Annotated in this window: 23 protein-coding genes; 16 read left to right on the top strand and 7 right to left on the bottom strand. The window is 47.9% G+C overall.

What is annotated here, in order from left to right:
• Positions 1-36: 36 nt before the first annotated feature.
• From K3F53_RS14665 to ilvE, 6 genes are all read left to right on the top strand, one after another.
• On the top strand, positions 37-483 hold the full coding sequence (locus K3F53_RS14665) for an ACT domain-containing protein (protein ID WP_057897906.1): 447 nt from the start codon (positions 37-39) through the stop codon (positions 481-483).
• Between the two features lie 61 nt (positions 484-544).
• Positions 545-1,849, top strand: a complete 1,305-nt coding sequence (locus tag K3F53_RS14660) for a homoserine dehydrogenase (protein WP_057897907.1) — start codon at positions 545-547, stop codon at positions 1,847-1,849.
• Positions 1,849-2,907: a threonine synthase gene (gene thrC, locus K3F53_RS14655; RefSeq protein ID WP_220559074.1), complete on the top strand. Its 1,059-nt coding sequence runs from the start codon at positions 1,849-1,851 to the stop codon at positions 2,905-2,907. The genes K3F53_RS14660 and thrC overlap by 1 nt, the downstream gene beginning before the upstream one ends.
• A gap of 1 nt (position 2,908) precedes the next feature.
• A complete protein-coding gene (gene thrB / locus K3F53_RS14650; protein ID WP_057897909.1) occupies positions 2,909-3,841 on the top strand; it encodes a homoserine kinase in 933 nt (310 codons plus the stop codon).
• Between the two features lie 14 nt (positions 3,842-3,855).
• Positions 3,856-4,737 (top strand): prephenate dehydratase, encoded by an 882-nt coding sequence (gene pheA, locus K3F53_RS14645; RefSeq protein WP_057897910.1) that lies wholly within the window; start codon positions 3,856-3,858, stop codon positions 4,735-4,737.
• A 56-nt stretch (positions 4,738-4,793) separates the two neighbouring features.
• On the top strand, positions 4,794-5,693 hold the full coding sequence (gene ilvE, locus K3F53_RS14640; protein ID WP_408863252.1) for a branched-chain-amino-acid transaminase: 900 nt from the start codon (positions 4,794-4,796) through the stop codon (positions 5,691-5,693).
• A 142-nt stretch (positions 5,694-5,835) separates the two neighbouring features.
• Here ilvE and K3F53_RS14635 read toward each other — a convergent pair whose 3' ends face one another.
• The 3 genes from K3F53_RS14635 to K3F53_RS14625 form a co-directional block, all read right to left on the bottom strand.
• Positions 5,836-6,588, bottom strand: a complete 753-nt coding sequence (locus K3F53_RS14635) for a YebC/PmpR family DNA-binding transcriptional regulator (protein ID WP_057897912.1) — start codon at positions 6,586-6,588, stop codon at positions 5,836-5,838.
• Between the two features lie 157 nt (positions 6,589-6,745).
• Complete coding sequence (locus K3F53_RS14630) at positions 6,746-7,747, bottom strand: phosphotransferase (protein ID WP_057897913.1); 1,002 nt, start codon at positions 7,745-7,747, stop codon at positions 6,746-6,748.
• Positions 7,748-7,891: 144 nt separating this feature from the next.
• The gene (locus tag K3F53_RS14625; RefSeq protein ID WP_175493560.1) at positions 7,892-9,010 is read right to left on the bottom strand and encodes a LysM peptidoglycan-binding domain-containing protein; all 1,119 of its coding nucleotides are present in this window, start codon (positions 9,008-9,010) and stop codon (positions 7,892-7,894) included.
• Between the two features lie 148 nt (positions 9,011-9,158).
• On the opposite strand from K3F53_RS14625, the gene K3F53_RS14620 reads away from it, so the two are divergent.
• The 4 genes from K3F53_RS14620 (at position 9,159) to K3F53_RS14605 (ending at position 11,727) form a co-directional block, all read left to right on the top strand.
• Complete coding sequence (locus K3F53_RS14620; protein WP_057897915.1) at positions 9,159-9,731, top strand: BofC C-terminal domain-containing protein; 573 nt, start codon at positions 9,159-9,161, stop codon at positions 9,729-9,731.
• Between the two features lie 124 nt (positions 9,732-9,855).
• Positions 9,856-10,494, top strand: coding sequence for a Holliday junction branch migration protein RuvA (gene ruvA, locus K3F53_RS14615; protein ID WP_057897916.1), 639 nt, complete (start codon positions 9,856-9,858; stop codon positions 10,492-10,494).
• A 13-nt stretch (positions 10,495-10,507) separates the two neighbouring features.
• The gene (ruvB, locus tag K3F53_RS14610; RefSeq protein ID WP_057897917.1) at positions 10,508-11,512 is read left to right on the top strand and encodes a Holliday junction branch migration DNA helicase RuvB; all 1,005 of its coding nucleotides are present in this window, start codon (positions 10,508-10,510) and stop codon (positions 11,510-11,512) included.
• Positions 11,509-11,727 (top strand): DUF2905 domain-containing protein, encoded by a 219-nt coding sequence (locus K3F53_RS14605; RefSeq protein WP_057897918.1) that lies wholly within the window; start codon positions 11,509-11,511, stop codon positions 11,725-11,727. The genes ruvB and K3F53_RS14605 overlap by 4 nt, the downstream gene beginning before the upstream one ends.
• Positions 11,728-11,810: 83 nt before the next feature.
• Here K3F53_RS14605 and K3F53_RS14600 read toward each other — a convergent pair whose 3' ends face one another.
• Positions 11,811-12,491, bottom strand: a complete 681-nt coding sequence (locus tag K3F53_RS14600) for a YczE/YyaS/YitT family protein (RefSeq protein WP_057897919.1) — start codon at positions 12,489-12,491, stop codon at positions 11,811-11,813.
• A 30-nt stretch (positions 12,492-12,521) separates the two neighbouring features.
• Positions 12,522-12,935, bottom strand: a complete 414-nt coding sequence (locus tag K3F53_RS14595) for a MarR family winged helix-turn-helix transcriptional regulator (RefSeq protein WP_057897920.1) — start codon at positions 12,933-12,935, stop codon at positions 12,522-12,524.
• Between the two features lie 211 nt (positions 12,936-13,146).
• Here K3F53_RS14595 and K3F53_RS14590 point away from each other — a divergent pair, with 211 nt between their 5' ends.
• From K3F53_RS14590 to yajC, 5 genes are all read left to right on the top strand, one after another.
• On the top strand, positions 13,147-13,968 hold the full coding sequence (locus K3F53_RS14590; protein WP_057897921.1) for a lipoate--protein ligase family protein: 822 nt from the start codon (positions 13,147-13,149) through the stop codon (positions 13,966-13,968).
• 225 nt (positions 13,969-14,193) lie between these two features.
• Entirely contained in the window at positions 14,194-15,606 is a 1,413-nt protein-coding gene (locus K3F53_RS14585; RefSeq protein WP_220559073.1) for a SpoIID/LytB domain-containing protein, read from the top strand.
• Positions 15,607-15,699: 93 nt separating this feature from the next.
• Positions 15,700-16,728: a tRNA preQ1(34) S-adenosylmethionine ribosyltransferase-isomerase QueA gene (gene queA, locus K3F53_RS14580; RefSeq protein ID WP_057897923.1), complete on the top strand. Its 1,029-nt coding sequence runs from the start codon at positions 15,700-15,702 to the stop codon at positions 16,726-16,728.
• A gap of 19 nt (positions 16,729-16,747) precedes the next feature.
• The gene (gene tgt / locus K3F53_RS14575) at positions 16,748-17,878 is read left to right on the top strand and encodes a tRNA guanosine(34) transglycosylase Tgt (RefSeq protein WP_057897924.1); all 1,131 of its coding nucleotides are present in this window, start codon (positions 16,748-16,750) and stop codon (positions 17,876-17,878) included.
• A gap of 118 nt (positions 17,879-17,996) precedes the next feature.
• Entirely contained in the window at positions 17,997-18,281 is a 285-nt protein-coding gene (gene yajC, locus K3F53_RS14570; RefSeq protein ID WP_057897925.1) for a preprotein translocase subunit YajC, read from the top strand.
• Positions 18,282-18,318: 37 nt separating this feature from the next.
• On the opposite strand, the gene K3F53_RS14565 is transcribed toward yajC, so the two are convergent.
• Entirely contained in the window at positions 18,319-18,696 is a 378-nt protein-coding gene (locus tag K3F53_RS14565; RefSeq protein ID WP_057897926.1) for a TIGR04086 family membrane protein, read from the bottom strand.
• A 179-nt stretch (positions 18,697-18,875) separates the two neighbouring features.
• Between K3F53_RS14565 and corA the strand changes: the two genes are divergently transcribed.
• On the top strand, positions 18,876-19,847 hold the full coding sequence (gene corA / locus K3F53_RS14560; protein WP_057897927.1) for a magnesium/cobalt transporter CorA: 972 nt from the start codon (positions 18,876-18,878) through the stop codon (positions 19,845-19,847).
• Positions 19,848-19,968: 121 nt separating this feature from the next.
• Here the strand turns inward: corA and spoVB are convergent, their stop codons facing one another.
• On the bottom strand, positions 19,969-21,546 hold the full coding sequence (spoVB, locus tag K3F53_RS14555) for a stage V sporulation protein B (protein WP_057897928.1): 1,578 nt from the start codon (positions 21,544-21,546) through the stop codon (positions 19,969-19,971).
• Between the last annotated feature and the right edge of the window lie 60 nt (positions 21,547-21,606).

Below are 21,606 nucleotides of genomic sequence, written 5' to 3'. Positions count from 1 at the left end.
CTATATATAAACATTTGTTTATTCTAGGAGGACGGAATGGGAAAACAGGAAGAACTGTTCTACTTAATCCGGGCCGATATTTTGCCTGAATCAATTATAAAAACAATAGAGGCAAAAAAGCTGCTCGATTCCGGAGAAGCGGAGACGGTCAATGAAGCGGTGGAGAGAGTGGGACTAAGCAGAAGCGCTTATTATAAATACAAAGATGGGATTTTTCCATTTAATTCTATGATGCGTGAAGTGATTATTACCGTATCACTTAATCTAGAGCATCGCGCAGGTGTGCTGTCCCAGGTATTGAAGTTTGTCGCCGAAAAGGGCGGCAACATCCTGACGATTAATCAGACGATTCCGCTACAGGGTATGGCCAATGTTGCGATGTCCATTGACACCGGGCAGTTGAACTTACCGACAACTGAGTTTCTTGACGAATTGAACGCGCTCGACGGCGTCAAGCGTGCAGTGATTGTCGGACGGGGATAAGCATTTTTTTCATTATATTATTATAAACAAACAAAAATATACACATGGAGGAGAGAGCAGGATGCGAAACAACACAGTAAAAGTAGGACTTATGGGGCTTGGAACTGTGGGTACGGGCGTCGTACGTATCGTACAGGGTCACCAGGAGGATTTGCAGAAACAGACGGGCTTAGCGATTGAAATCGCTAAGGTACTGGTGCAGGATCTTGAGAAAGAACGCAACTTGAAACTGGATAGACACATGATTACAACCGATGCTTCTGAACTGTTTGACAACCCGGACATCGATGTGATTATCGAAGTGATTGGCGGTATTCATCCAGCGAAAGAATATATTCTGCAAGCCCTTGAGAATGGCAAACATATTGTGACGGCCAACAAAGACTTGATGGCGCTCCACGGGGCAGAAATTCTCTCCAAAGCGCAAGAAAAAGGCTGTGACGTATTCTATGAAGCGAGCGTGGCCGGCGGTATTCCGATTCTGCGCGCGCTGGTGGAGGGGTTTGCGTCTGACCGCATTACGAAAATGATGGGAATTGTGAATGGTACGACCAATTACATCATGACGAAGATGAGTCAGGAAGGTGCCGATTACAGCGCGGTACTCAAAGAAGCGCAGGCGCTCGGTTACGCGGAAGCGGATCCGACGGCGGATGTGGAAGGTCATGACGCAGCACGGAAGATGGCTATCTTAAGCACGCTTGGCTTCCATGTCGATATGAGCCTTGAGGATGTAGACTGTAAGGGAATCTCCGAAGTGACAGCAGAAGACATCGCATATGCGAAAAAGCTGGGCTATGAGATTAAGCTGCTCGGCATCGCGCAGCGCGACGATGATTTGATCGAGGTAAGCGTACAACCAACGCTTATTCATCATACACACCCGCTTGCATCCGTCAATGGTGTCTTCAACGCGATTTATGTGCACGGCGAAGCGGTGGGAGAGACAATGTTCTACGGTCCAGGAGCGGGCGAGTTGCCGACGGCAACGGCAGTTGTTTCCGATCTGGTAACAGTTGTGAAAAACATGAAGCTTGGCGTAAACGGACGCGGCAGCGTGGCACCGTATCGCGAGAAGCATTTGAAAACGGACGACCAGATTGTGTCCAAGTATTTCCTTCGTCTAATCGTGGAAGACAAACGGGGCGTGCTTGCACAAATTACTCGCATTCTCGCTGACCATGATGTAAGCTTAGAACAAGTCCTGCAACAACCGTACAATGACGGCAAGCAGTCGGAAATTATTCTGATCACGCACCATGCTTCGCGCAAAAATATTTATGCCGTACGCAGCCAATTTGAAGAGCTGGAAAGCGTGTTTGAAATAAAAAGCCTGTATCGGGTAGAAGGTGGGGAGGAAAAATAATGGCTGGCATCATTGAGCGCTACGCAAAATATTTACCGGTGACGGAGAAAACCCCCCGGTTGACGTTGCATGAGGGCAATACGCCGCTCATTTTTGCGCCGAAATTGTCGCAACAATTAGACTTGGAGATTTATTTCAAATACGAAGGTTTAAATCCAACAGGATCGTTTAAAGACCGGGGGATGGTTATGGCGGTGGCGAAAGCGGTCGAAGAAGGCAGCCATACGATTATGTGCGCTTCCACAGGAAACACTTCGGCCGCGGCGGCAGCGTATGCAGCGCGCGCGAATCTGCGCTGTATCGTGCTTATCCCGAATAACAACATCGCGCTGGGTAAGCTGGCCCAGGCGATGGTTTACGGCGCTGAAATTATCGCCATTGAAGGCAACTTCGACCAAGCGCTGAAAATCGTGCGCGATATTACGGAAAAGCATCCGATTACGCTTGTGAACTCGGTGAATCCGTACCGTCTTGAAGGGCAGAAGACAGCGGCTTTTGAAATTTGCGACGCGCTGGGCAAGGCACCGGACATCCTTGCGATTCCGGTCGGTAACGCGGGAAACATTTCAGCGTATTGGAAAGGATTTAAAGAATACTATGAAGCAGGGGTTGTCAGAAACAGGCCGCGCATGTTCGGGTTTGAAGCGGAAGGAGCGGCCGCGCTTGTCAAAGGCGAAGTGATCGAAAATCCGGAAACGCTGGCGACAGCCATCCGCATTGGCAATCCGGCTAGCTGGAATCTTGCGCTCAACGCCCGTGATGAGTCCGGCGGTCATATCGACATGGTTACAGATGAAGAAATTTTGGACGCATATCGCAAGCTGGCCCAGACAGAGGGAATTTTTGCCGAACCGGCTTCCGCGGCATCGCTGGCAGGTATCATAAAGATGCGTAAGCTGGGCCGGATTGAAGCCGGCAAGCAGGTTGTGTGCGTATTAACCGGAAACGGCCTGAAAGACCCGAACATCGCACTTATGTCTGTGGGAGTGGAGCCGATCGTGGTGGAAAGCACGGAAGAAGCAGTGCTTGGCATCATCGCCCGGGGAGCGGGTGTATAGCGTGCAGAACGGAAAGGTGAAAGTAAAGGTTCCAGCTAGCACGGCTAATCTCGGCCCCGGATTCGACACGATAGGTATGGCTTTCCAACTGTATACCACCATTACGCTGGAGCTTGCGGAAGAAACAACGATTCGTTTACACGGCCCGAACCTTTCCGGCATCCCTGCCGACAAAAGCAACCTTATTTATAAAGTGGCGACCGAAGTGTTTGAGAAAGCTGGCCTCGCGGCGCCGGAGCTTGTGGTTGAGATCGCTTCTGATATTCCACTGACCCGCGGGCTCGGTAGCAGTGCGTCCGCCATCGTAGGGGCGCTTGTGGCGGCCAATGAATTGGCTGGCCGGCCTTTTACGAAGGAACATCTGTACATGATGGCGACAGAGCGGGAGGGACATCCGGACAATGTAGGAGCTTCGTTATTTGGTGGCATTGTTGTCGCATTAATGGAGCGGGAAAACGTGCCATATGTGCGGCTTAATGTACCGAAACATCTTGAGGCCATCGCAGTGATTCCAGAATTTATGCTTTCTACTGAAAAATCAAGGAATGTACTCCCATCCATGTATAGCCGCCAGGATGTGGTTCATACGGTAAGTCATACCGGCGTGCTCGTGGGAGCGCTGGCGACCGGTAACTTGTCGTTGCTTAAATCCGCGATGCAGGATGTGGTCCACCAGCCGTATCGCGTGCCGCTTGTGCCGGGACTGGAAAAAATATTGAATGAAGCACACCTGCACGGTGCGCTCGGCGCGGCGCTGTCCGGCGCTGGTCCAACGATCATCGCGTTTATTGACAATCGGATGCCGGTTGCACCGCTTGAAGCATTTATGGTCAGAACGCTTGCCGGACACGGCGTCGATTGTACGGTGATGCGGCTTGTACCCGACGAAGCTGGAGTACAGATTGAACACTGCTTCTCGGGTGTGACTGGATAAAGGAGATAACGAACATGGAGAGAACATTCGCGTTTCTGGGCCCGCGCGGCACAAATACGGAAGAAGCCGCGCGTCTGATATTCCAGGAGAAAGGAAATAGATTCCTTCCTTACCGCACAATTCCTGACTGTTTGGAAGCGGCCGCGGCGGGAAAAGTAGATTATGCGGTTGTGCCTTGGGAGAATTCGCTGGAAGGATCCGTGAATTTAACGTTAGATTGGATCATTCATAAAATTGATTTGCCGATTTTAAGCGAGCTTATTATGCCGATTTCCCATCATCTAGTAAGCGCGAAGCGCGAAGAGCCGCTTGCGCTTTCCCAGGTGACGAAAGTGCTGTCACATCCGCAGGCGGTAGCACAGTGCCATAGTTATTTGCATGAGCATTTACCGCATGCAGAGATTGAATACGTAAGCAGTACGGCAGAAGCGGCGCGCCTCGTCAGCGAGCGATTCGAAGAACCTTGGGTGGCGATTTCCGCCATGCAGGCGGTGCATGTGTACCCGGTAACGCTCATCGCCGAAAACATTGAGGATACAGAAAACAATTTTACCCGCTTTATCGTGCTGGGAAAAAAGCCGTTACCATTTCCGGAATCGGAAAAGTATAAGACAACCATTCTCGTGACCCTTCCATCCGATTTTCCGGGGGCGCTGCATCAGGTGCTGTCAGCGTTCGCCTGGCGCCGCCTGAACCTGTCACGCATCGAATCACGTCCGACAAAAACAGGGTTAGGGAACTACTATTTTGTGATTGATATTGAGCAGAAAATGGATGATGTTCTGCTTCCGGGCGCTTTTGCTGAGATGGAAGCGCTGGGGTGCCAGGTTCGTTTTCTTGGCACATATCCTGTGTTTGTGAAAGAGCGAAATGGGGCCCGCATCTCGCTCCGGTAGAGATACAGCCAGAGAGCAGGGCAAGTTCGTGAAAGAATGATGGAGGGTGAATTCTTTTGGAACAAAAAATTTATTTAAACGGGGAATTTGTGAAGAAGGAAGACGCGAAAATTTCCGTGTACGATCATGGCTTTTTGTATGGTGACGGCGTTTTCGAGGGAATCCGGGCGTACAATGGAAATGTGTTCAAATTAAAGGAGCATATTGAACGGCTATATGAATCGGCTAAATCCATACTGCTGGACATTGGAATGACACAGGAAGAAATGTGTGAATGCGTGCTGGAGACGGTACGCCAGAACCATCTCAAAAACGCGTACATTCGTCTTGTCGTCTCTCGCGGTACCGGAGACTTAGGGCTTGACCCGCGCCGCTGTTCCAAACCGAACATTGTCATTATTGCCGAACAGTTGGCGCTGTTTCCGAAGGAACTGTATGAGACGGGGATTCGCATTATCACTGTGCCAACCCGACGTAATACACCTGATGCTTTAAACCCGAAGATCAAATCTTTAAACTACCTGAACAATGTCCTAGTAAAAATTGAAGCGAATAACGCGGGTGTAAATGAAGCGTTGATGCTTAACCAGCAGGGATATATATGCGAAGGATCAGGAGATAATATTTTTATCGTTAAGAGGGGCATGATTTACACGCCGCCAGCATATCTGGGAGCGCTAGAAGGCATTACGCGTAATACGATTATTGAGATCGCACGCGAGAAAGGGTATGTGGTGAAAGAAGAGCCATTTACCCGTCATGATGTATTCGTTGCGGACGAAATTTTCCTTACAGGTACGGCGGCGGAAGTGATTCCGGTTATTGAGGTAGATGCGCGGCAAATCGGGGATGGCAAGCCCGGCGCTGTCACACACGAATTGCTGGCGGCGTTCCGCGAGCGTGTAGAAACAGATGGTATGAAAGTATATGAATGTTCAGGAGTGGAAAAGAGATAGCGATAGATAAACGAAAACAGAGGGTGTCCCAAAAGTGATGGGGCACCCTTTTGCGTTATCGTATATACGTATAGAAAAACAATACATGATCTATATATATGTTGTGTTCTATTTGAGATCAACCAATCTTTTGAGACAGCCGCTACTGCATTTTTTCCAGTTCTTCTTCATCGATATCGAAGTTTGTATATACGTCTTGCACATCATCGTTGCTTTCCAACATTTCCACCAGTTTTAGCATTTTTTCCGCGTCTTCTCCCGTCACTTTTACCGTATTCTGCGGAATCATGGAAATCTCGGCTGTATCGAGTTCATACCCTGCCTCTTCGAGCGAGGTGCGCACCGTTTCGAAATCTTCCGGCGTGGTCTTAATTTCAAAGCTTTCCTCGGTTGCTTCGAAATCTTCCGCTCCAGCATCAAGCGCTGCCATCATTACGGAATCTTCGTCCAAATCTTTGTTTTCGCGGCTGATTTCAATAATGCCTTTCCGATCAAACATGAAGCTAACACAGCCCGATTCACCTAGATTTCCTCCATTTTTTGTGAAAATGTGGCGCACGTCTGCAGCGGTACGATTTCGATTATCGGTTAACGCTTCCACCATAACTGCTACGCCGCCTGGGCCATAGCCTTCATAGATGATTTCCTCATATGATACACCGTCGAGCTGGCCGGTGGCTTTTTTTATAGTCCGTTCAATATTTTCGCTTGGAATATTAGCATCTTTCGCTTTCGCGATGGCATGTTTAAGACGCGGGTTCGTATTTGGATCCGCGCCGCCTGCCCGTGCTGCCTGATAGATTTCTTTGGAGATTTTTGTGAAAAGTTTTGCTTTTGCCGCGTCCTGGCGGCCTTTGCGGTGTTGGATGTTTTTCCACTTGGAATGACCCGCCATACATCAATCCCTCTTTCTTCTATATTGCTCGCGCGCTGTTTGTACGGCGCAAAAATCCATTTTTCAGTGTAGCACAAGAACGGAAAAAGGGCAAAGCGTTTATATATTGCGCGAACAAATGAAAGACTAGGGCGCTTGATGGAGCACTGGTTGAGGATTAGACATAGTTGTTATAGATAAAATTCTCGTATCCAGCAAAGAAACGCTCCCTGTGCTGCCAATTTTTCATAATGATACGCAAATAATATTCCACCTGGTTTTCTTGGAAGTTTTTCCGCTTTTCAAACACGCCAGTCACTTCCCGTATAAAGTTGTCCGGGAAACGAAGCAGAAGGAAAATGAGCGCGACTTGTGCTTCAGAAAGAGGAAGAATTTGGCGATATGTTTCGATCGCTTCTGTAAACACGTTCAAATCCCATCGCTGAAGCACGAGCGCTCGGCTGATTAATTGAACGATATCGACAAGCGGTGTGTCGTAAGCGGCTGTGTCTAAGTCGATGATCGACTGACGGAAAGCGCTGATAAGGAAGTTGTGGCTGGCTAAATCTTTGTGCGCAATGTGCTGGCGGTAGAGTGCGCTCGTATATTCAGCAGCAAGTCCAGAACAGCGGGCAACGTCAAGCGTATATTTCGCTTCTTTGAGAATGGTAGGCGCATTGCGCTGTACAAGATATGTCAGACGACTCGGCTTGATTCTTCCGCTTTCAATCTCCTGTTGGATGCAAAGGAATGATTCATAGCGCTTTTCCCATTTTACAATAAGAGGAATGCCTTCTTCCGGCGGTGGCCCTTGTGGAATACGGACGCTATACTTGTGGAATTCTGCCAGTTTTCGAAGCGAAAGCATGACATCCGATTTATGAAAATAACTTCCCTCTCTTCCTGGCATGCGTTCCATTACGGTCATATACGTATTGTTCCATTTAAAAACGGGAACGCCCTGAATCGTTGGAAGATAACGAACGACATCGAGAAATCCACGATCGTGTAGCGTACGTGACAGATACGTGACCCATGCGGCTTTTTGAAAGTCGGAATAACCTTTGACAACCCAGGTGCCTCGATCTGTTTCACAGAGCCAGACGGTGCGTTTTGGCTTTAAGCTTTTTACGCGGCAGCGGTACATCTTTTCAATGGCGGCGGCTAGTTCCTGGTTCATAAAATATCCTCCTGCTTTATATAAATACGACTTATGATGTGATCATCCTTTATTTGGTATGAAGTTGGGAACAAGGAGTTCATCGTTTGATCTGTGACTGCTAAAAGAGCGGACTCCCGGTAGAGAAGGAGTCCGCCTGGGCGATCAGCAGTCTGATGAGCCTAGAGCAGAGCTGCTTTCTCGGCAATCACAACTGTCTTTATAAGCAGGTGTTTCCATTCCCGTATATGGATGATAGCCATGCGACATATGCGGGAAGTAGTAAGAAGTCATTTGCGGTGCTGACGGAGATGCAAACGAGGGCGCATACGGGTTCATCATGCTTGATGTTGCGGGCGGATAGTCCATAGACGGCATCATGCCAGAAGGTGCTCCCATGGAAGGTGGGGCGTACGGTGGTACGTGTGTCATCGCGGGCGATTCATATGAATCATATATCATCTCTTCTTTTTTTACTTCGTTTTCTTGCATTGACATTACCGGATACGGCATTGCCGGCATCATCGGTTGTGTTGGGTAGGCACACTCAGGTATGTGCGACATTGGCTGCGGTTGAAGCGGTTTGTATTCGGCCGGCATTTGCGCTTGCGGCATCGGTTGACTCGGCATGGGCATCATCGGGTGCGGCATGGGCATCATTGGGCAAGGCATCATGTATGGCATATCCGCTATATGAGAATCGTTATCTTCGTAGCATGGATAAGGCATTACCATATGCGGTGGCGGACACATCGGCATTGGCGGACACATCGGCATTGGCGGCGCACAATATTGCGGTTGCACTATGGGCACGTGTGGCATGGGCACAGGGGCTGGCATTGGAGCCGGAGCCGGCATAGGTGCTATGGGAGCGGGTGAAGGTTTGGGTATTTCTTTTGCCGGCGGTTTCATTTTGGGTTTGGGTGCCGGAGCAGGCATCTCTTTTTTTGGTATTTCTTTTGCCGGCTTTTCTTTTTCGGACATTGGAGCCATTTGAATATTAATGCTCATATCTGTATCCATGTCAATCGTCAGATCCGGGTTTTCCGGTTGCGGTTTCGGCGTATGCGGAGTTGTTGGCAATTCAGGCGCTACCGGCATTTCCTTCGGCATTTCGCTTTTCAGCGGTACATCGCTTGTCGGCACTTTTACTTTCATACCGGGAATAATTTTATCCGGATTTTTAATATGCACATTAATTTTTTTCAATGTTTCAAAGTCCACATTATATTTTTGAGCGATTTTCCATAGGGTGTCTCCCTTTTTTACGATATGGATTTTCATGTATTTGACCATCCTTTCATAGAAAATTACCTTACATCATATGCATGGGCGGGCGTTTTGCCACGGGTAGGCGAGCGTTATGTATAAAATTTCTACAGATTGGAAATGCTAGGGAATAAAAAGTTCGTCCTGAAAAGAAGGGGTAAGGATGGTCCGCAAACAATTGCCGAAACATTGGAGAACACTGCTGGCTTTATCGCTTTTGTTCATCACCGTTATAAGCAGTGGAACATGGTATTTATACAATAAGATTCAAGAACTAAAAGGGAATGAAGCATCAACGCAAACCGTCGATGTTGTGCTGAAGCGAGAATACATTTGCGGTGAGACGGAAAAAGAAACGCACCGGGAAACAGTATCCTCTTCGGAGGAATTGCTTCAGCGCTATCATGACTGGGATTTTGTTTCCCGCGACCGCAATGTATACACATTCGAGAAGAAAATTAATGATCTTTCTCCACGCTGCAAGGAACACGCTTATTTCGGCATCAATGAAAATGGGGAGCTGACCTTATTTGATGGACTCCCGGAGAAAGGTCAAATTATCCAGACATTTTTCCAACTGGATACGAAAAAGCTGGAATCCAGCCTTCCGCCAGAGGAATTGGATCTGTTGCGCAAAGGGATTCATATTTCCAATGCGGCGGAATATAATTCTATCATCTCAACGTACAGTGAGTTTACGAACGAAGAAAAAGAGACAGCGGTGCATGCGCATTAGAGAAGAAAAAGGGGCGAAACAGGAGGCTTCGCCTCTTTTTCTTATGTAAAATACATGTTCGCCTTTTTTAAGATAGTGTAAAATAAAAGAATCAGGTTTATGGCAAAAGCAGGGGGAAAATGACATGATTGATTTTATTGAGGGACAGGTCGCCTATGTGGAAGCTGATTCAATTGTAATCGTCTCCCATGGTATTGGCTACCGTATATTTTCGGGGAATCCTTTTCAATATAGAGAGGGAGAAACAAGGCAGGTGCGTGTCTATACGCACCATTATGTGCGCGAGGATGCGATGCATCTCTACGGGTTCCCGACGCGGGGTGAGCGCGATTTGTTCCGCAAGCTGCTCGACGTCTCTGGCATTGGACCGAAGGGAGCGTTGGCGATGGTGTCAGCCGGAACGCCTGAGCAAATTATCGCCGCTGTGGCCCGTGAGGATATCGGATTTTTGACGCGTTTTCCTGGTATCGGCAAAAAGACGGCCCAGCGTATTATTCTCGATTTGAAAGACAAGCTGAAGGCGATGTCAAACGTAGAACAAACGGCGCTGAAAGTGGCTGATCGGCTGGAGGCAACGGATCAGCCAACACTGCTTCATGCATTTGATGAGCCGAAGCAGGAAGCGATGGAGGCGCTCGCCGCGCTTGGCTACAGTCAGGCGGAAATTCAGAAAGCGATGAAAAAGCTGGAGAAAGAAGGGGCTGATTTGGCTTCTACCGATAAAATCGTAAAGCGTGCTTTGCAATTCTTTTTGACAACATAAGGGGGGAGATAGTATGGAAGAGCGAATCATATCTGCCCATGCGCACGATATGGAAGAATACAACATAGAATTCAGCCTTCGTCCCCGGTATCTGGCCGAATATATCGGCCAGAAGCAGATTAAGGAGAATCTGAAAGTATTTATTGAAGCGGCTAAGCTTCGGAATGAGGCGCTTGACCATGTGTTGTTGTACGGCCCGCCGGGGCTTGGGAAAACAACATTGTCCGCGATTATTGCCAACGAGCTGGGAGTCAATTTGCGAACGACATCAGGTCCAGCGATTGAGCGCCCTGGCGATTTGGCGGCGATTCTGACTGGTCTTGCGCCGGGGGACGTATTGTTCATCGATGAGATTCACCGTCTGCCGCGCAGCGTAGAGGAAGTGCTGTATCCGGCAATGGAGGATTTTGCGCTGGACATTGTCATTGGGAAAGGACCAGGGGCAAAATCGGTGCGTCTTGACCTCCCACCATTTACGTTGGTGGGGGCTACGACTCGAGCCGGAATGCTGTCCGCGCCACTGCGCGACCGATTTGGTGTAGTGAGTCGTCTGGAGTATTATGCCGTAGATGAACTCACATACATTGTGATGCGGGCGGCGGAGATTTTCGGCGTCGAAATTCGCGGAGAAGGAGCGGAGGAAATCGCACGGCGCTCTCGCGGTACGCCAAGGATTGCGAACCGCCTTTTGAAGCGGGTGCGCGATTTTGCCCAGGTTCAGGGCGATGGAGTGATTACCGGCGAGTTGGCCTGCGAAGCGCTGGAACGTATTCAAGTGGATCGGTTAGGACTGGACGAGATTGATCATAAATTGCTGTTATCTATTATAGACTTGTTCGGGGGAGGCCCGGTTGGGCTGGATACATTGGCGGCCACTGTGAGTGAAGAAGCGGAGACGATTGAAGATGTGTGCGAACCTTATTTGATGCAGATCGGTTTTTTGCAGCGCACACCGCGCGGGCGCGTGGCAACGCCGCTCGCGTACCAGTATTTCGGCAAGGAGGTGCCGGGCGTATGAATCCAGTGGCGAAAATGCTGATTGTTGTTGGAGTTGTATTGATTGTTCTTGGTTTTCTTTGGCAAGTAGGAGGACGTTTTCTGAATTTGGGGCGTTTGCCGGGCGATATCGTGATAGAAAAAGAAAATTTCCGCTTTTATTTCCCGGTAATGACCAGTATCGTTCTGAGTATCGTGCTTTCGCTTCTGTTTTATTTGTTCCGGCTGTTTCGTTGATAGACGAAAGCCACGAGCCCTCATCTTCGATGGCTCGTGGCTTTTTCTTCGTGAGTAAACAAGGAAACACCCGCGAGTTTTTCTCATGAGCGGCGTGCCGCAGCCTTAATCGACGCCACTTTCTGAAGTTTGGTCGGTTTAGCGACCGACGGCACCAATTGCTTGCGCCAGAAGAGCAGGGAAACCTGCATGACCGGGCCGATGAGAAATACTGAAAGTAGAGTGCCGATAAAGATAGGGCCGTGCACCAGCCAGCCAAGAAAAAGGGCGATGCCTTCCAGCATTGTGCGCACGCGGCTAATGGACCAGCCGAGGCGGTCGGACAGTACTAGCGTAAGACCGTCCCTCGGGCCGGCACCAAGGCCGGAAGCGACATACATGCCTGCGCCAAATCCCATAAGCACAATTCCGAAAATAAGCATAATGAGATTAAGCCAGAAATTGTGCAGAGAGGTAATGATATGCAGGGACAAAATCCAATTGATAAAGAAACCGATAAGGACAATATTGAGTACGGTGCCGACAGAAGGAAATTTACGTTCTAGATAGCAGGTAAGCGCGATAACAATAATGCCGACGATTTGCACCCATGTACCCATGGATAATGACGTCATTTGTGTAAGACCGATGTGCAGCACATCCCAAGAGTTAACCCCCAAACCTGCCTGCATCATTATGACGACACCTAGCGAAAGAATGAACAGGCCCGCGATAAACAAGATGAACCGTGTCAGATACCTGCCCGCTTTTTGGTGTTGGTTCATGTTGACAACCCTCCTTCTCTCCCATCCTTTTTATTTTTCATTTAAGTTTTTTACCATTTGCTCCAACACACAGGTGAATATCCTTAAATCTTCTTCCTTAATTCCTTTGAGTGCCTGCGTTTCTACCATTTCGGACGCTTTTTCCAAGACGGGAAGCATTTCATACGCTTTCTGCGACAATTTCACTTTTCGTTCACGTCTGTCTGTTCCTTCTTCACGGGTAATCCATCCCCCCTGTTCCATGCGGGCAAGCGTACGCGTCATCGTGGGCGGTTCTACACACAGCTCGTTGCATAGTTCAACTTGCGTAGATGTTCCGTTTTCCCGTAAACGAAGGATAACGGCCCATTGGGCATTATATAAATCGAGTGGAGCAAGGTGTTCATTCAACTTTTTAACAAAATGTCTGGCTGCCTGATTGATGCGGTGGCCGTATACATTCATAACACAAAAAACCCCTTATCACTAATTAATTACCTAGCTAAATATAAGGAAAAACAAGATAAATGTCAATATACAATGATGCTTCAGTTAACCATCGTCCGCTATTTATTATGGATTGCAAACGATGGATAGATTCCTGTAAAGTAAGAGGTATCGTATATAAATATAGCTTGATAGATCGGCATTCAATATTATGAAGGGGATAAAAATAATGAAACAGGAAAGCGGTTTGTTCGGCCATACCGAATGGCGGATTATTGATCAGACGAAAACCCATCCGTCTTTTCATGCGTTGTATTCCTTTGCGATGGATGATACGTTGTGCACATCAGTTCGCCTGCGACATAGTCCGGCGGTGATGCGTGGCTGGGTGCATCATAATAATGTCGTGCTGGGAAACGTGGACTATAAATTAAGCGGCATCCGAGAAGGACTGGCTTATCTGAAGGAAAAAGGATATTTGCCTATCGTACGTAACTCTGGAGGCGCAGCGGTTGTGCTGGACGCTGGCGTTTTGAATTTGTCGCTTATCCTTCCCGCTGAAGATGCATTTGCCGATATTCACGCTGGCTACCGGACAATGGCAGAGTTTATTCGCCTCATGCTAGAACCTTATGGCGTGCGAGTAGAGACGGGAGAAGTTGCTGGCTCTTACTGTCCGGGTGATTTTGACGTAAGCATTGATGGGCGAAAATTCGGTGGACTGGCGCAGCGTCGAAGACGGGGCGCGGTAGCTGTGCAGGCGTTTTTGCTGGCCGATGGAAGCGGCAGTGCGAGAGCCGAGCTGGTTCGGGGCTTTTATGATAAAGCGGCATGTCCAAATGATACGTTTCCTTTTGTCCGCCCGGAGACAGTCGCTTCGTTATCCGAACTAATTGGACGGGAGATTTCCTCTCAAGATTTAATGCAGCGAGCGGTGAAAGTGATAGAGAGCCGAGCTGAGCGGGTCGAGTTCTCTCAGCTTTTGTCAGAGGAAACGGAAGAGTTTGCGGTTAATGTAGCTAGTATGGAAGCGAGAAATCCCCATTTATAAGAGAATCTGGTTATTTGATATTCATATTTTACTACATAGAGAATTCGCCAGGCGCAAAATTTGGTATAGACTTTGGATTTTTCTTAGTAAACTTTGGGCGACTTTCTTTCTTTTTGGACGTCTAATTTAATTAAAGTTGATAGAATAGAATTGTGGCACGAATGCCCAGTGTACAATTGTTAAAATATCAAATCAGGTGGATAGAGGAGAAAGGTTGCGAGAAAGATGAAACTGGGGAAAGTATTTTCGGTAGTTTTGAGTATAGGTTTGCTGTTGCCGTTTTCCGGCCAAGCGCAAGCGATGGACGAACCAACGGTGAGAGTAGAATTGGTGACTCCGTTTGCGTCAGGAAGTGAGGAAGCGTTAACGAATCTTTCATTTACGATAGAAAGCAATTATATCATAGAGAACCACCCGAATGTTATGTTGCTAGCAGGGCAGAAGTATTTTGTACAAATCGAAAATGGAACGCTTAGTTTATACCAATACGGGTCAATTGGTTTGCCTGTGCCGCTTCTGCAAGGGCAGAGCACAATTCGGGCTGTTCCGGTAATACAGGAAGCGAAAAATTCAATCATACAAGTGCAGGGAAAGAGTAAGAGCTTCAAGTACCGCGGAGCCATGGAATTTCAGCTTGGATATAAAGGAACGAAGCCCCGCATTATTCCTATTAACGAGCTTGGAATGGAAAACTATTTAAAAGGTGTTGTTCCGCGAGAGATGAGCGCTTCCTGGGAGCGGGAAGCGCTGAAAGCGCAAGCGGTTGCTGCCCGTACGTATGCTATGCGCCAAATGATAGCAAAGCACGGTGCGGCTATTAACGATACGACTCAATATCAGGCGTACCAGGGAGTCTCGATTGAGCATCCGAATTCCAACGCCGCAGTAGAAGAGACGAGAGGTCAAGTTCTTTCATATAATGGCGAATTAATCGAAGCGTTATATGCGTCTAGCAACGGCGGACATAGCGAAGCACCGGAGAATGTGTGGAAAAACTCTAAAGGCGCACCGTACTTAACAGCCAAGCCTGATCCGTATGACGCCAAAATTTCGCCGTATAAAAATTGGCAGGAGACGATGACCATTGCCCAGTTGCAGGAAAAACTTAAAAATCGCACGCCTGCGATTGGTACGATAAAAAAGGTAGAAGTAAAGCAAACGTATCCCTCTGGACGTATCGCTGATTTGATGATTGAAGGCGATAAAGGTACGGTACACTTGACCAAAGATGAGGCGCGTTCCGTGCTGGGCCTGAAAAGTTCATTGTATCATGTACAGGTCAATTATAATGCGCCTGTTTCGCCAAAAGAGTTGCTGTCCGCTTACAATGGGGTGACTACCGAGCGCAAAGACATAGGTTCATTAACAATAACAAACGGAACCACGGAAAAAACAGTCGCTGGTTCTGGGCTTGTGTTGCAAGGGGCCGATCAGAAAAAAACGCTCGATCAGGGAAGTAGCGATCCGGCAGTCAAACCGGTTTCAGTTACGTTTATTGGAAGCGGTTGGGGCCATGGTGTTGGCATGAGTCAATGGGGAGCAAGACAAATGGCCAAAGAAGGAATGAACTATCAGGACATTTTACAATTTTATTATGCTCCCGCACAAATTAGCGAAAATTATGAAGCAGGAAATTAACAGTTTTATGTCTATTCCTTGCACATAAGGGAAAAAATCGGTATGATAGAGGACGTTATACTGATGATTTAAAATAAAGCTGAGGGATAGGCCGTGAACGTCAACGATTTCGATTTTTATTTACCAGAAGAACTTATCGCGCAGAATCCGCTTCCGGAGAGAACCGCTTCCAGACTGCTTGTGCTGAACAAGCAGACAGGAGCAGTTGAGCACCGACAATTCACCGATTTGAAGGGATATTTAAAAGCCGGCGATACCCTCGTGTTAAATGATACGAGGGTAATTCCTGCCCGGCTTTTTGGCGTGAAAGAAGGAACAGGTGCCCATATTGAGGTGCTGTTGCTTAAACCGCTTGGTGATGATTGTTGGGAGACGCTTGTAAAACCGGGGAAAAGGGTCAAACCCGGCACGCGTATTCTCTTCGGCGATGGCTTACTTACGGCCGAATGCTTGGATAGTACGGAAGTGGGCGGGCGAATGATTCGTTTCGAATATAAAGGGATTTTCAACGAGCTTCTGGATCAATTAGGAGAAATGCCGCTGCCTCCGTACATTAAAGCGCAGTTGAATGATAGCGAGCGGTATCAGACCGTATATGCCAAGCATCGTGGTTCTGCAGCGGCGCCGACGGCGGGCCTTCATTTTACGAAAGAGTATTTGGCAGAGCTGAAGGCGATGGGGATAAATCTTGCGTTTTTGACGCTTCATGTTGGGCTTGGAACGTTCCGGCCGGTCATGGCGGAAACGGTGGAAGAGCACGAGATGCACAGCGAATATTATATGCTGAATGAGGAAAATGCTCGCATTATTAATGAAACCAAAGCGCGTGGCGGACGTATTGTAGCCGTAGGGACTACTTCCTGCCGCACGCTGGAGACCATCGGCAAAAAGCATGGCGGAAAGCTGGTCGCAGAAGAAGGCTGGACAAATATTTTTATTTATCCCGGCTATACGTTCAGCGTCATTGATGGACTTGTGACAAACTTTCACCTGCCAAAGTCAACTCTTGTCATGCTTGTAAGCGCACTTGCGGGACGTGAAAATATTCTTCGCGCCTATGAAGAAGCCATTCGTCTGAAATATCGTTTCTTCAGTTTTGGTGATGCGATGCTGATTTTGTAAGAAGTAGGAGGACATAACATTGGCAGTACGCTATGAATTGATTAAAACATGCAAGCAGACGGGAGCGCGGCTCGGGAAACTGCACACACCACACGGAACGATAGATACGCCGGTTTTTATGCCGGTAGGCACGCTGGCCACAGTGAAAACAATGACGCCAGAAGAGCTGAAAGAGATGAACGCACAGATTATTCTGAGTAATACGTACCATCTTTTTCTACGTCCCGGACATGAGTTGGTGGCGGAAGCGGGCGGACTCCATTCGTTTATGAATTGGGATCGGGCCATTTTGACCGATAGTGGTGGCTTTCAGGTATTTAGCTTAAGCAATCTGCGTGAGATCGACGAAGAAGGTGTAGCGTTCCGTTCGCATTTAAGCGGCGAAAAGCTGTTCATTAGCCCGGAAAAAGCGACCGAAATTCAAAATGCGCTGGGTGCGGATATTATTATGGCATTTGATGAATGTGCGCCATATCCGGCTGAGAGAGAATATGTCAGGCCTTCTATGGAGCGAACGACCCGTTGGGCAGAACGTTGCTTAAAAGCGCATAAGCGACCGCATGATCAGGCGCTGTTCGGAATTGTGCAGGGCGGTATGTATCGTGATTTGCGCGAGCAGAGCGCACGCGACATCACGTCCCTTGACTTTCCGGGTTATGCGATTGGCGGGTTAAGCGTGGGCGAGCCCCACCAGTTGATGTATGAAGTATTGGATTATACGGTGCCGCTTCTTCCAGCGAATAAGCCGCGCTATTTGATGGGTGTTGGTTCTCCGGATGCTTTGATCGAAGGGGCAATGCGAGGGATCGATATGTTCGACTGCGTGTTACCGACACGTATTGCGCGCAATGGTACGTGTATGACAAGCGAAGGTCGCCTGGTCATTCGCAATGCTAAGTATGCGCGCGATTTTACGCCGCTTGATCCGAATTGCGATTGCTACACCTGTCGTAATTATACGCGCGCGTATATTCGTCATCTTATCCGTTGTGATGAGATTCTCGGCGTACGTCTGACAACATATCATAACCTGTACTTCCTGCTAAACTTGATGAAGCAGGTACGTCAGGCGATTATGGAAGATCGTCTGCGTGATTTCCGGGACGAGTTTTTTGCGAAGTATGGCATCACAGAGACGCGAGGATTCTAGAATTTTTGGTATATGAAGCCCGCCTAGTTCTATGTTTTTTTTTAAAATAATAAAGAAAACGTTTTAGGAAAAAACGTGGACTGGCAAGAATATAAGTAATGAAAAAAGGAGGAATACCATGAGTGCGGGTATGCAGCAAGTAATTTTGTGGGTTGTATTGTTTGCTATCTTTTATTTTCTTTTGATTCGTCCGAATCAAAAGCGCCAGAAGCAGCGAAATGCGATGCTGGCCGCCCTGAAAAAAGGGGATCGTGTTGTCACAATTGGTGGATTGCACGGCACGATTGATTTAATCAACGATGAAAACAATACAATCGTAATCAATGCCGGCGGCCATAAGCTGACGTTTGAAAAGATGGCGGTACAGTCCGTCATCGGCGAAAGCGTGCAGAAGTCGCAATAGTAAAGAAAGCGGGAAGCGCTCATGCTCCCGCTTTTTTTTACCTCTTTGTTATATTTACTCCGATAATGCCTCCAATAGCGGCTATAAGGAAGGAAAGAAGAAGAGAGTAGAGGTGACTTACGCCGAATTTGGCGTCAAAACCAAGGAAGCTGAGCAGAAGCACGAAAAGGTAATAAAATAGTCCTGTCATTCCACCATAGTACCAGCCTTTTTCGCCTCCGCGCTTGCCGGATACAAAACCGCCGAAAAACAATGCCAGGCCATTTACCGCGTAAACAAAGGTGGGAAGGGAAGCTTCGCGCGTGCCAGTAAACGCAAGAATAAGTGAAAAAAGGACAGCACCGATGAATACAATGACAAACGTATAGATGAAGCCGGCTACTACTGGAAGCTTTACTTGACTTATTTTCAACATCGGACACACCTCGCTTTTTTGTACAAATCCTATGAACGAAATGGACGGATTATGCTTAGCAGATCTACCCGCTTCCTCTATAAATTCCATCTGAAAACACGGAAGAATTTTTCGAATGATGGTAAAATGAAAACAACTGCACAATGCTTTTTGCATTGCATTTCAGGGGGTGAAAATCCGTGATTAAAACATATTTTTATAATCATTCACAACAAACGATGCACCATGATGTCGATTTAAGCCAGGTGCATAGTTTTCTTCGTTCGCCGGAAGATTTGCTGTGGATTGATCTGTATGATGTAGGCAATGATGAACTACAATATGTGGCCGATATTTTCAACTTTCACCCGCTGGCGATCGAAGACTGTTTACATGTAAGTCCCCGCGCGAAAGTAGATGACTATGAAAACTATTATTTTTTCGTCATTCATGCGTTGAGGTATAACGAAGAGAGCGATAATGAAATTACGACGCTTGAATTAAATGTGTTTTTAGGTTCTAACTATATTGTTACGATTCATAAGAAGCCAATGCCAAGTATTGGGCGGATTGCAGCTGTTAGTCTGCACAGCAAAAAATACATGAATCGAGGCCCGGATTTTCTCCTGTATTCCATTGTAGACGGTATTACTGACGAGTATTTTCCGATTATGGATCGGATTAGCGCGCGGATTGATGAGTTAGAAGATGAGATGTATGAGCATCAGATGGAAGCCATTACGGAAGAGTTCCTGGCCCTAAAGCGTACCATTATCCTGATTCGTCGCGTAATTTTGCCGCAAAAACGGATTTTCGCACCGGTGAACGGAACTATGCTATTCAAAATTAATGAAGAAAATATTCCATTCTATATTGACTTGGTGGACCATCTTGAACGGCTTGTGGATTCCGCAGAGACGTCCCGCGATCTCGTAAACGGTGCGCTCGATACGTATTATTCGATCGTTAGCGCCAAAACGACTGAAACGATGCAGATTCTTACCATTATTTCCACCATTATGATGCCGCTCACTTTTATTACTGGTCTTATGGGTATGAATGTCCATTTGCCTGGACAGGATTCGCCTTACAGTTTCTGGGCGATTATGGGGATATTGTTTACGGTTATTGCTCTTATGCTTCTCTATTTTAAGCGCAAGCGCTGGTTGTAGCGAAATCAGCCTGTTCATCCATATCCCATTCTTCTTAGCAAAAGCGGCGTCCGTAAAGCATTCGGATCGCGTTCAAGGATGGAGACAGTTGTGGACGCTTCTGCGCTTTTGCTTGAACCGCTTATCGTTTAGACAGGAAGTGGGCGAGCGCCGGGCCGATCCACGGAATGCGTTCGACGTCCTGTTTACCGAGCACTTTGAGCCAGACGAGAAGAAGCGCATAAACAATAAGAGCAAGTCCGGTTCCGAGCAGTATCGCTTGCCAAAGTTCCATTACGTGTGACCAGTGACGCGTCATATGTAGCGCGGCGTAACTTGCCAGCACTACACTGACAATAACTTTTAGCAAATCTTTTATCTCGACTGTAAAGCCTGTTACTTTGCTAAGGCTGAAGAAATGGAGCAATGTCACCGATAAAATACTGATATTCACCGACAGAACCACCCCGTCGAATCCGAATTCCGGACGGGAAGCGAGCAGGAAGATGGCCGCTGTTTTTAATAATGCCCCGATAATGGTGTTTCGCATGGCTACTCCTGCGTAATCAAGCCCTTGTAACGCAGCCTGAAGCGGTGCCTGAAAGTACAGGAAAATCGAGTAAGGGGCCATCAGTTTAAGGAAATGTCCGACTTTTTCGTCATGATACAGCAAAGAAGCAAGCGGTTCGGCAAATACGTAAAGCAGGGCGGCGCATGGGGCGCTGATGACAAGCGCCAGCCTTATCGACTGATAGATGCGGCGGTGGATAAGCTGATCGTTTTTTTGCGCTGCCGCTTCCGCGACGGCAGGAACAAGCGAAACCGAGAGCGAATACGTAATAAATGTCGGAAAAATTAAGAGAGGAATCGCCATTCCAGCCAATTGCCCGTAAAAGCTGGTTGCGGCGCTGGCTGAAATGCCGGCGAGCATCAAGCTTTGCGCCACGATAATTGGTTCGATAAAAAACGTAAGGGAAGACACAATCCGGCTTGTGGTTACCGGAACGGAAATATCGAGCAGACTGCGGAATGTTCCGCGGTTCCGCTCCAACGTTTCGGACAGGCTGCGCTGCTGGAAAATCCGCGGTAGACGTTGCCTGCGAAATTGCAAGAGCAGGCTCAACATTCCGCATCCTTCCCCGATAACCACGCCCACCATCGCGCCGGCCGCCGCATATTCAACGCCGCGCGGCATAAGCCAAGAAGCAAGAATAATAACCGTAAACATGCGAACGATTTGTTCAACCACTTGCGAACTGGCTGTTGGTACCATGTTTTGTTTGCCCTGGAAGTACCCGCGCAATACGGAGGAGACAGCGACAAGCGGAACGATGGGAGCGATGGCGATCAGCGGGTAAAACGCTCGTTCATCCGTAAGAAAGTAACGCGAGATAATGGAAGCGCCGATAGTCATGACAGCAGTAAATATCAGGCTAAGTATTGAAACGATAACGAGCGAAATTTGCAGAATGGAGCGGACTTTTCCGCTTTCGCCCCGCGCGTCCGCTTCGGCAACCAGCTTGGACACCGAAACGTTCAGGCCGAATGTCGCGAGCGAAATAATAAGAATTAGCGTTGGTACCGCCATCTGGTATAGGCCAAGCCCTTCTGCGCCAATGATGCGGGCCAGCATAATGCGGTTGATGAAGCCCAATACTTTTACAATCAGGCCGGCGAGAACAAGAATTATCGTTCCTTTGATAAACGTTTGTTTCGTCATCCTATGCCCTCACTTTTCTCATGCGTATTTGTTGACAGCATATGCATGTACCCTGTGCAA

The organism is Aneurinibacillus thermoaerophilus, from assembly GCF_019603355.1.
Classification (GTDB): Bacteria; Bacillota; Bacilli; order Aneurinibacillales; family Aneurinibacillaceae; genus Aneurinibacillus; species Aneurinibacillus thermoaerophilus.
The sequence above is the reverse complement of the archived record's forward strand: the minus strand, read 5'-3'. Positions and strand labels throughout refer to the sequence as shown.

Bases quoted from the DNA above. Each gene is read 5' to 3' on its own strand.
- K3F53_RS14665 (WP_057897906.1), top strand. From the start codon at position 37: ATGGGAAAACAGGAAGAACTGTTCTACTTAATCCGGGCCGATATTTTG.
- K3F53_RS14660 (WP_057897907.1), top strand. From the start codon at position 545: ATGCGAAACAACACAGTAAAAGTAGGACTTATGGGGCTTGGAACTGTG.
- thrC (WP_220559074.1), top strand. From the start codon at position 1,849: ATGGCTGGCATCATTGAGCGCTACGCAAAATATTTACCGGTGACGGAG.
- pheA (WP_057897910.1), top strand. From the start codon at position 3,856: ATGGAGAGAACATTCGCGTTTCTGGGCCCGCGCGGCACAAATACGGAA.
- K3F53_RS14635 (WP_057897912.1), bottom strand. From the start codon at position 6,588: ATGGCGGGTCATTCCAAGTGGAAAAACATCCAACACCGCAAAGGCCGC.
- K3F53_RS14630 (WP_057897913.1), bottom strand. From the start codon at position 7,747: ATGAACCAGGAACTAGCCGCCGCCATTGAAAAGATGTACCGCTGCCGC.
- K3F53_RS14625 (WP_175493560.1), bottom strand. From the start codon at position 9,010: ATGAAAATCCATATCGTAAAAAAGGGAGACACCCTATGGAAAATCGCT.
- K3F53_RS14620 (WP_057897915.1), top strand. From the start codon at position 9,159: ATGGTCCGCAAACAATTGCCGAAACATTGGAGAACACTGCTGGCTTTA.
- ruvA (WP_057897916.1), top strand. From the start codon at position 9,856: ATGATTGATTTTATTGAGGGACAGGTCGCCTATGTGGAAGCTGATTCA.
- ruvB (WP_057897917.1), top strand. From the start codon at position 10,508: ATGGAAGAGCGAATCATATCTGCCCATGCGCACGATATGGAAGAATAC.
- K3F53_RS14605 (WP_057897918.1), top strand. From the start codon at position 11,509: ATGAATCCAGTGGCGAAAATGCTGATTGTTGTTGGAGTTGTATTGATT.
- K3F53_RS14600 (WP_057897919.1), bottom strand. From the start codon at position 12,491: ATGAACCAACACCAAAAAGCGGGCAGGTATCTGACACGGTTCATCTTG.
- K3F53_RS14595 (WP_057897920.1), bottom strand. From the start codon at position 12,935: ATGAATGTATACGGCCACCGCATCAATCAGGCAGCCAGACATTTTGTT.
- K3F53_RS14590 (WP_057897921.1), top strand. From the start codon at position 13,147: ATGAAACAGGAAAGCGGTTTGTTCGGCCATACCGAATGGCGGATTATT.
- K3F53_RS14585 (WP_220559073.1), top strand. From the start codon at position 14,194: ATGAAACTGGGGAAAGTATTTTCGGTAGTTTTGAGTATAGGTTTGCTG.
- yajC (WP_057897925.1), top strand. From the start codon at position 17,997: ATGAGTGCGGGTATGCAGCAAGTAATTTTGTGGGTTGTATTGTTTGCT.
- K3F53_RS14565 (WP_057897926.1), bottom strand. From the start codon at position 18,696: ATGTTGAAAATAAGTCAAGTAAAGCTTCCAGTAGTAGCCGGCTTCATC.
- spoVB (WP_057897928.1), bottom strand. From the start codon at position 21,546: ATGACGAAACAAACGTTTATCAAAGGAACGATAATTCTTGTTCTCGCC.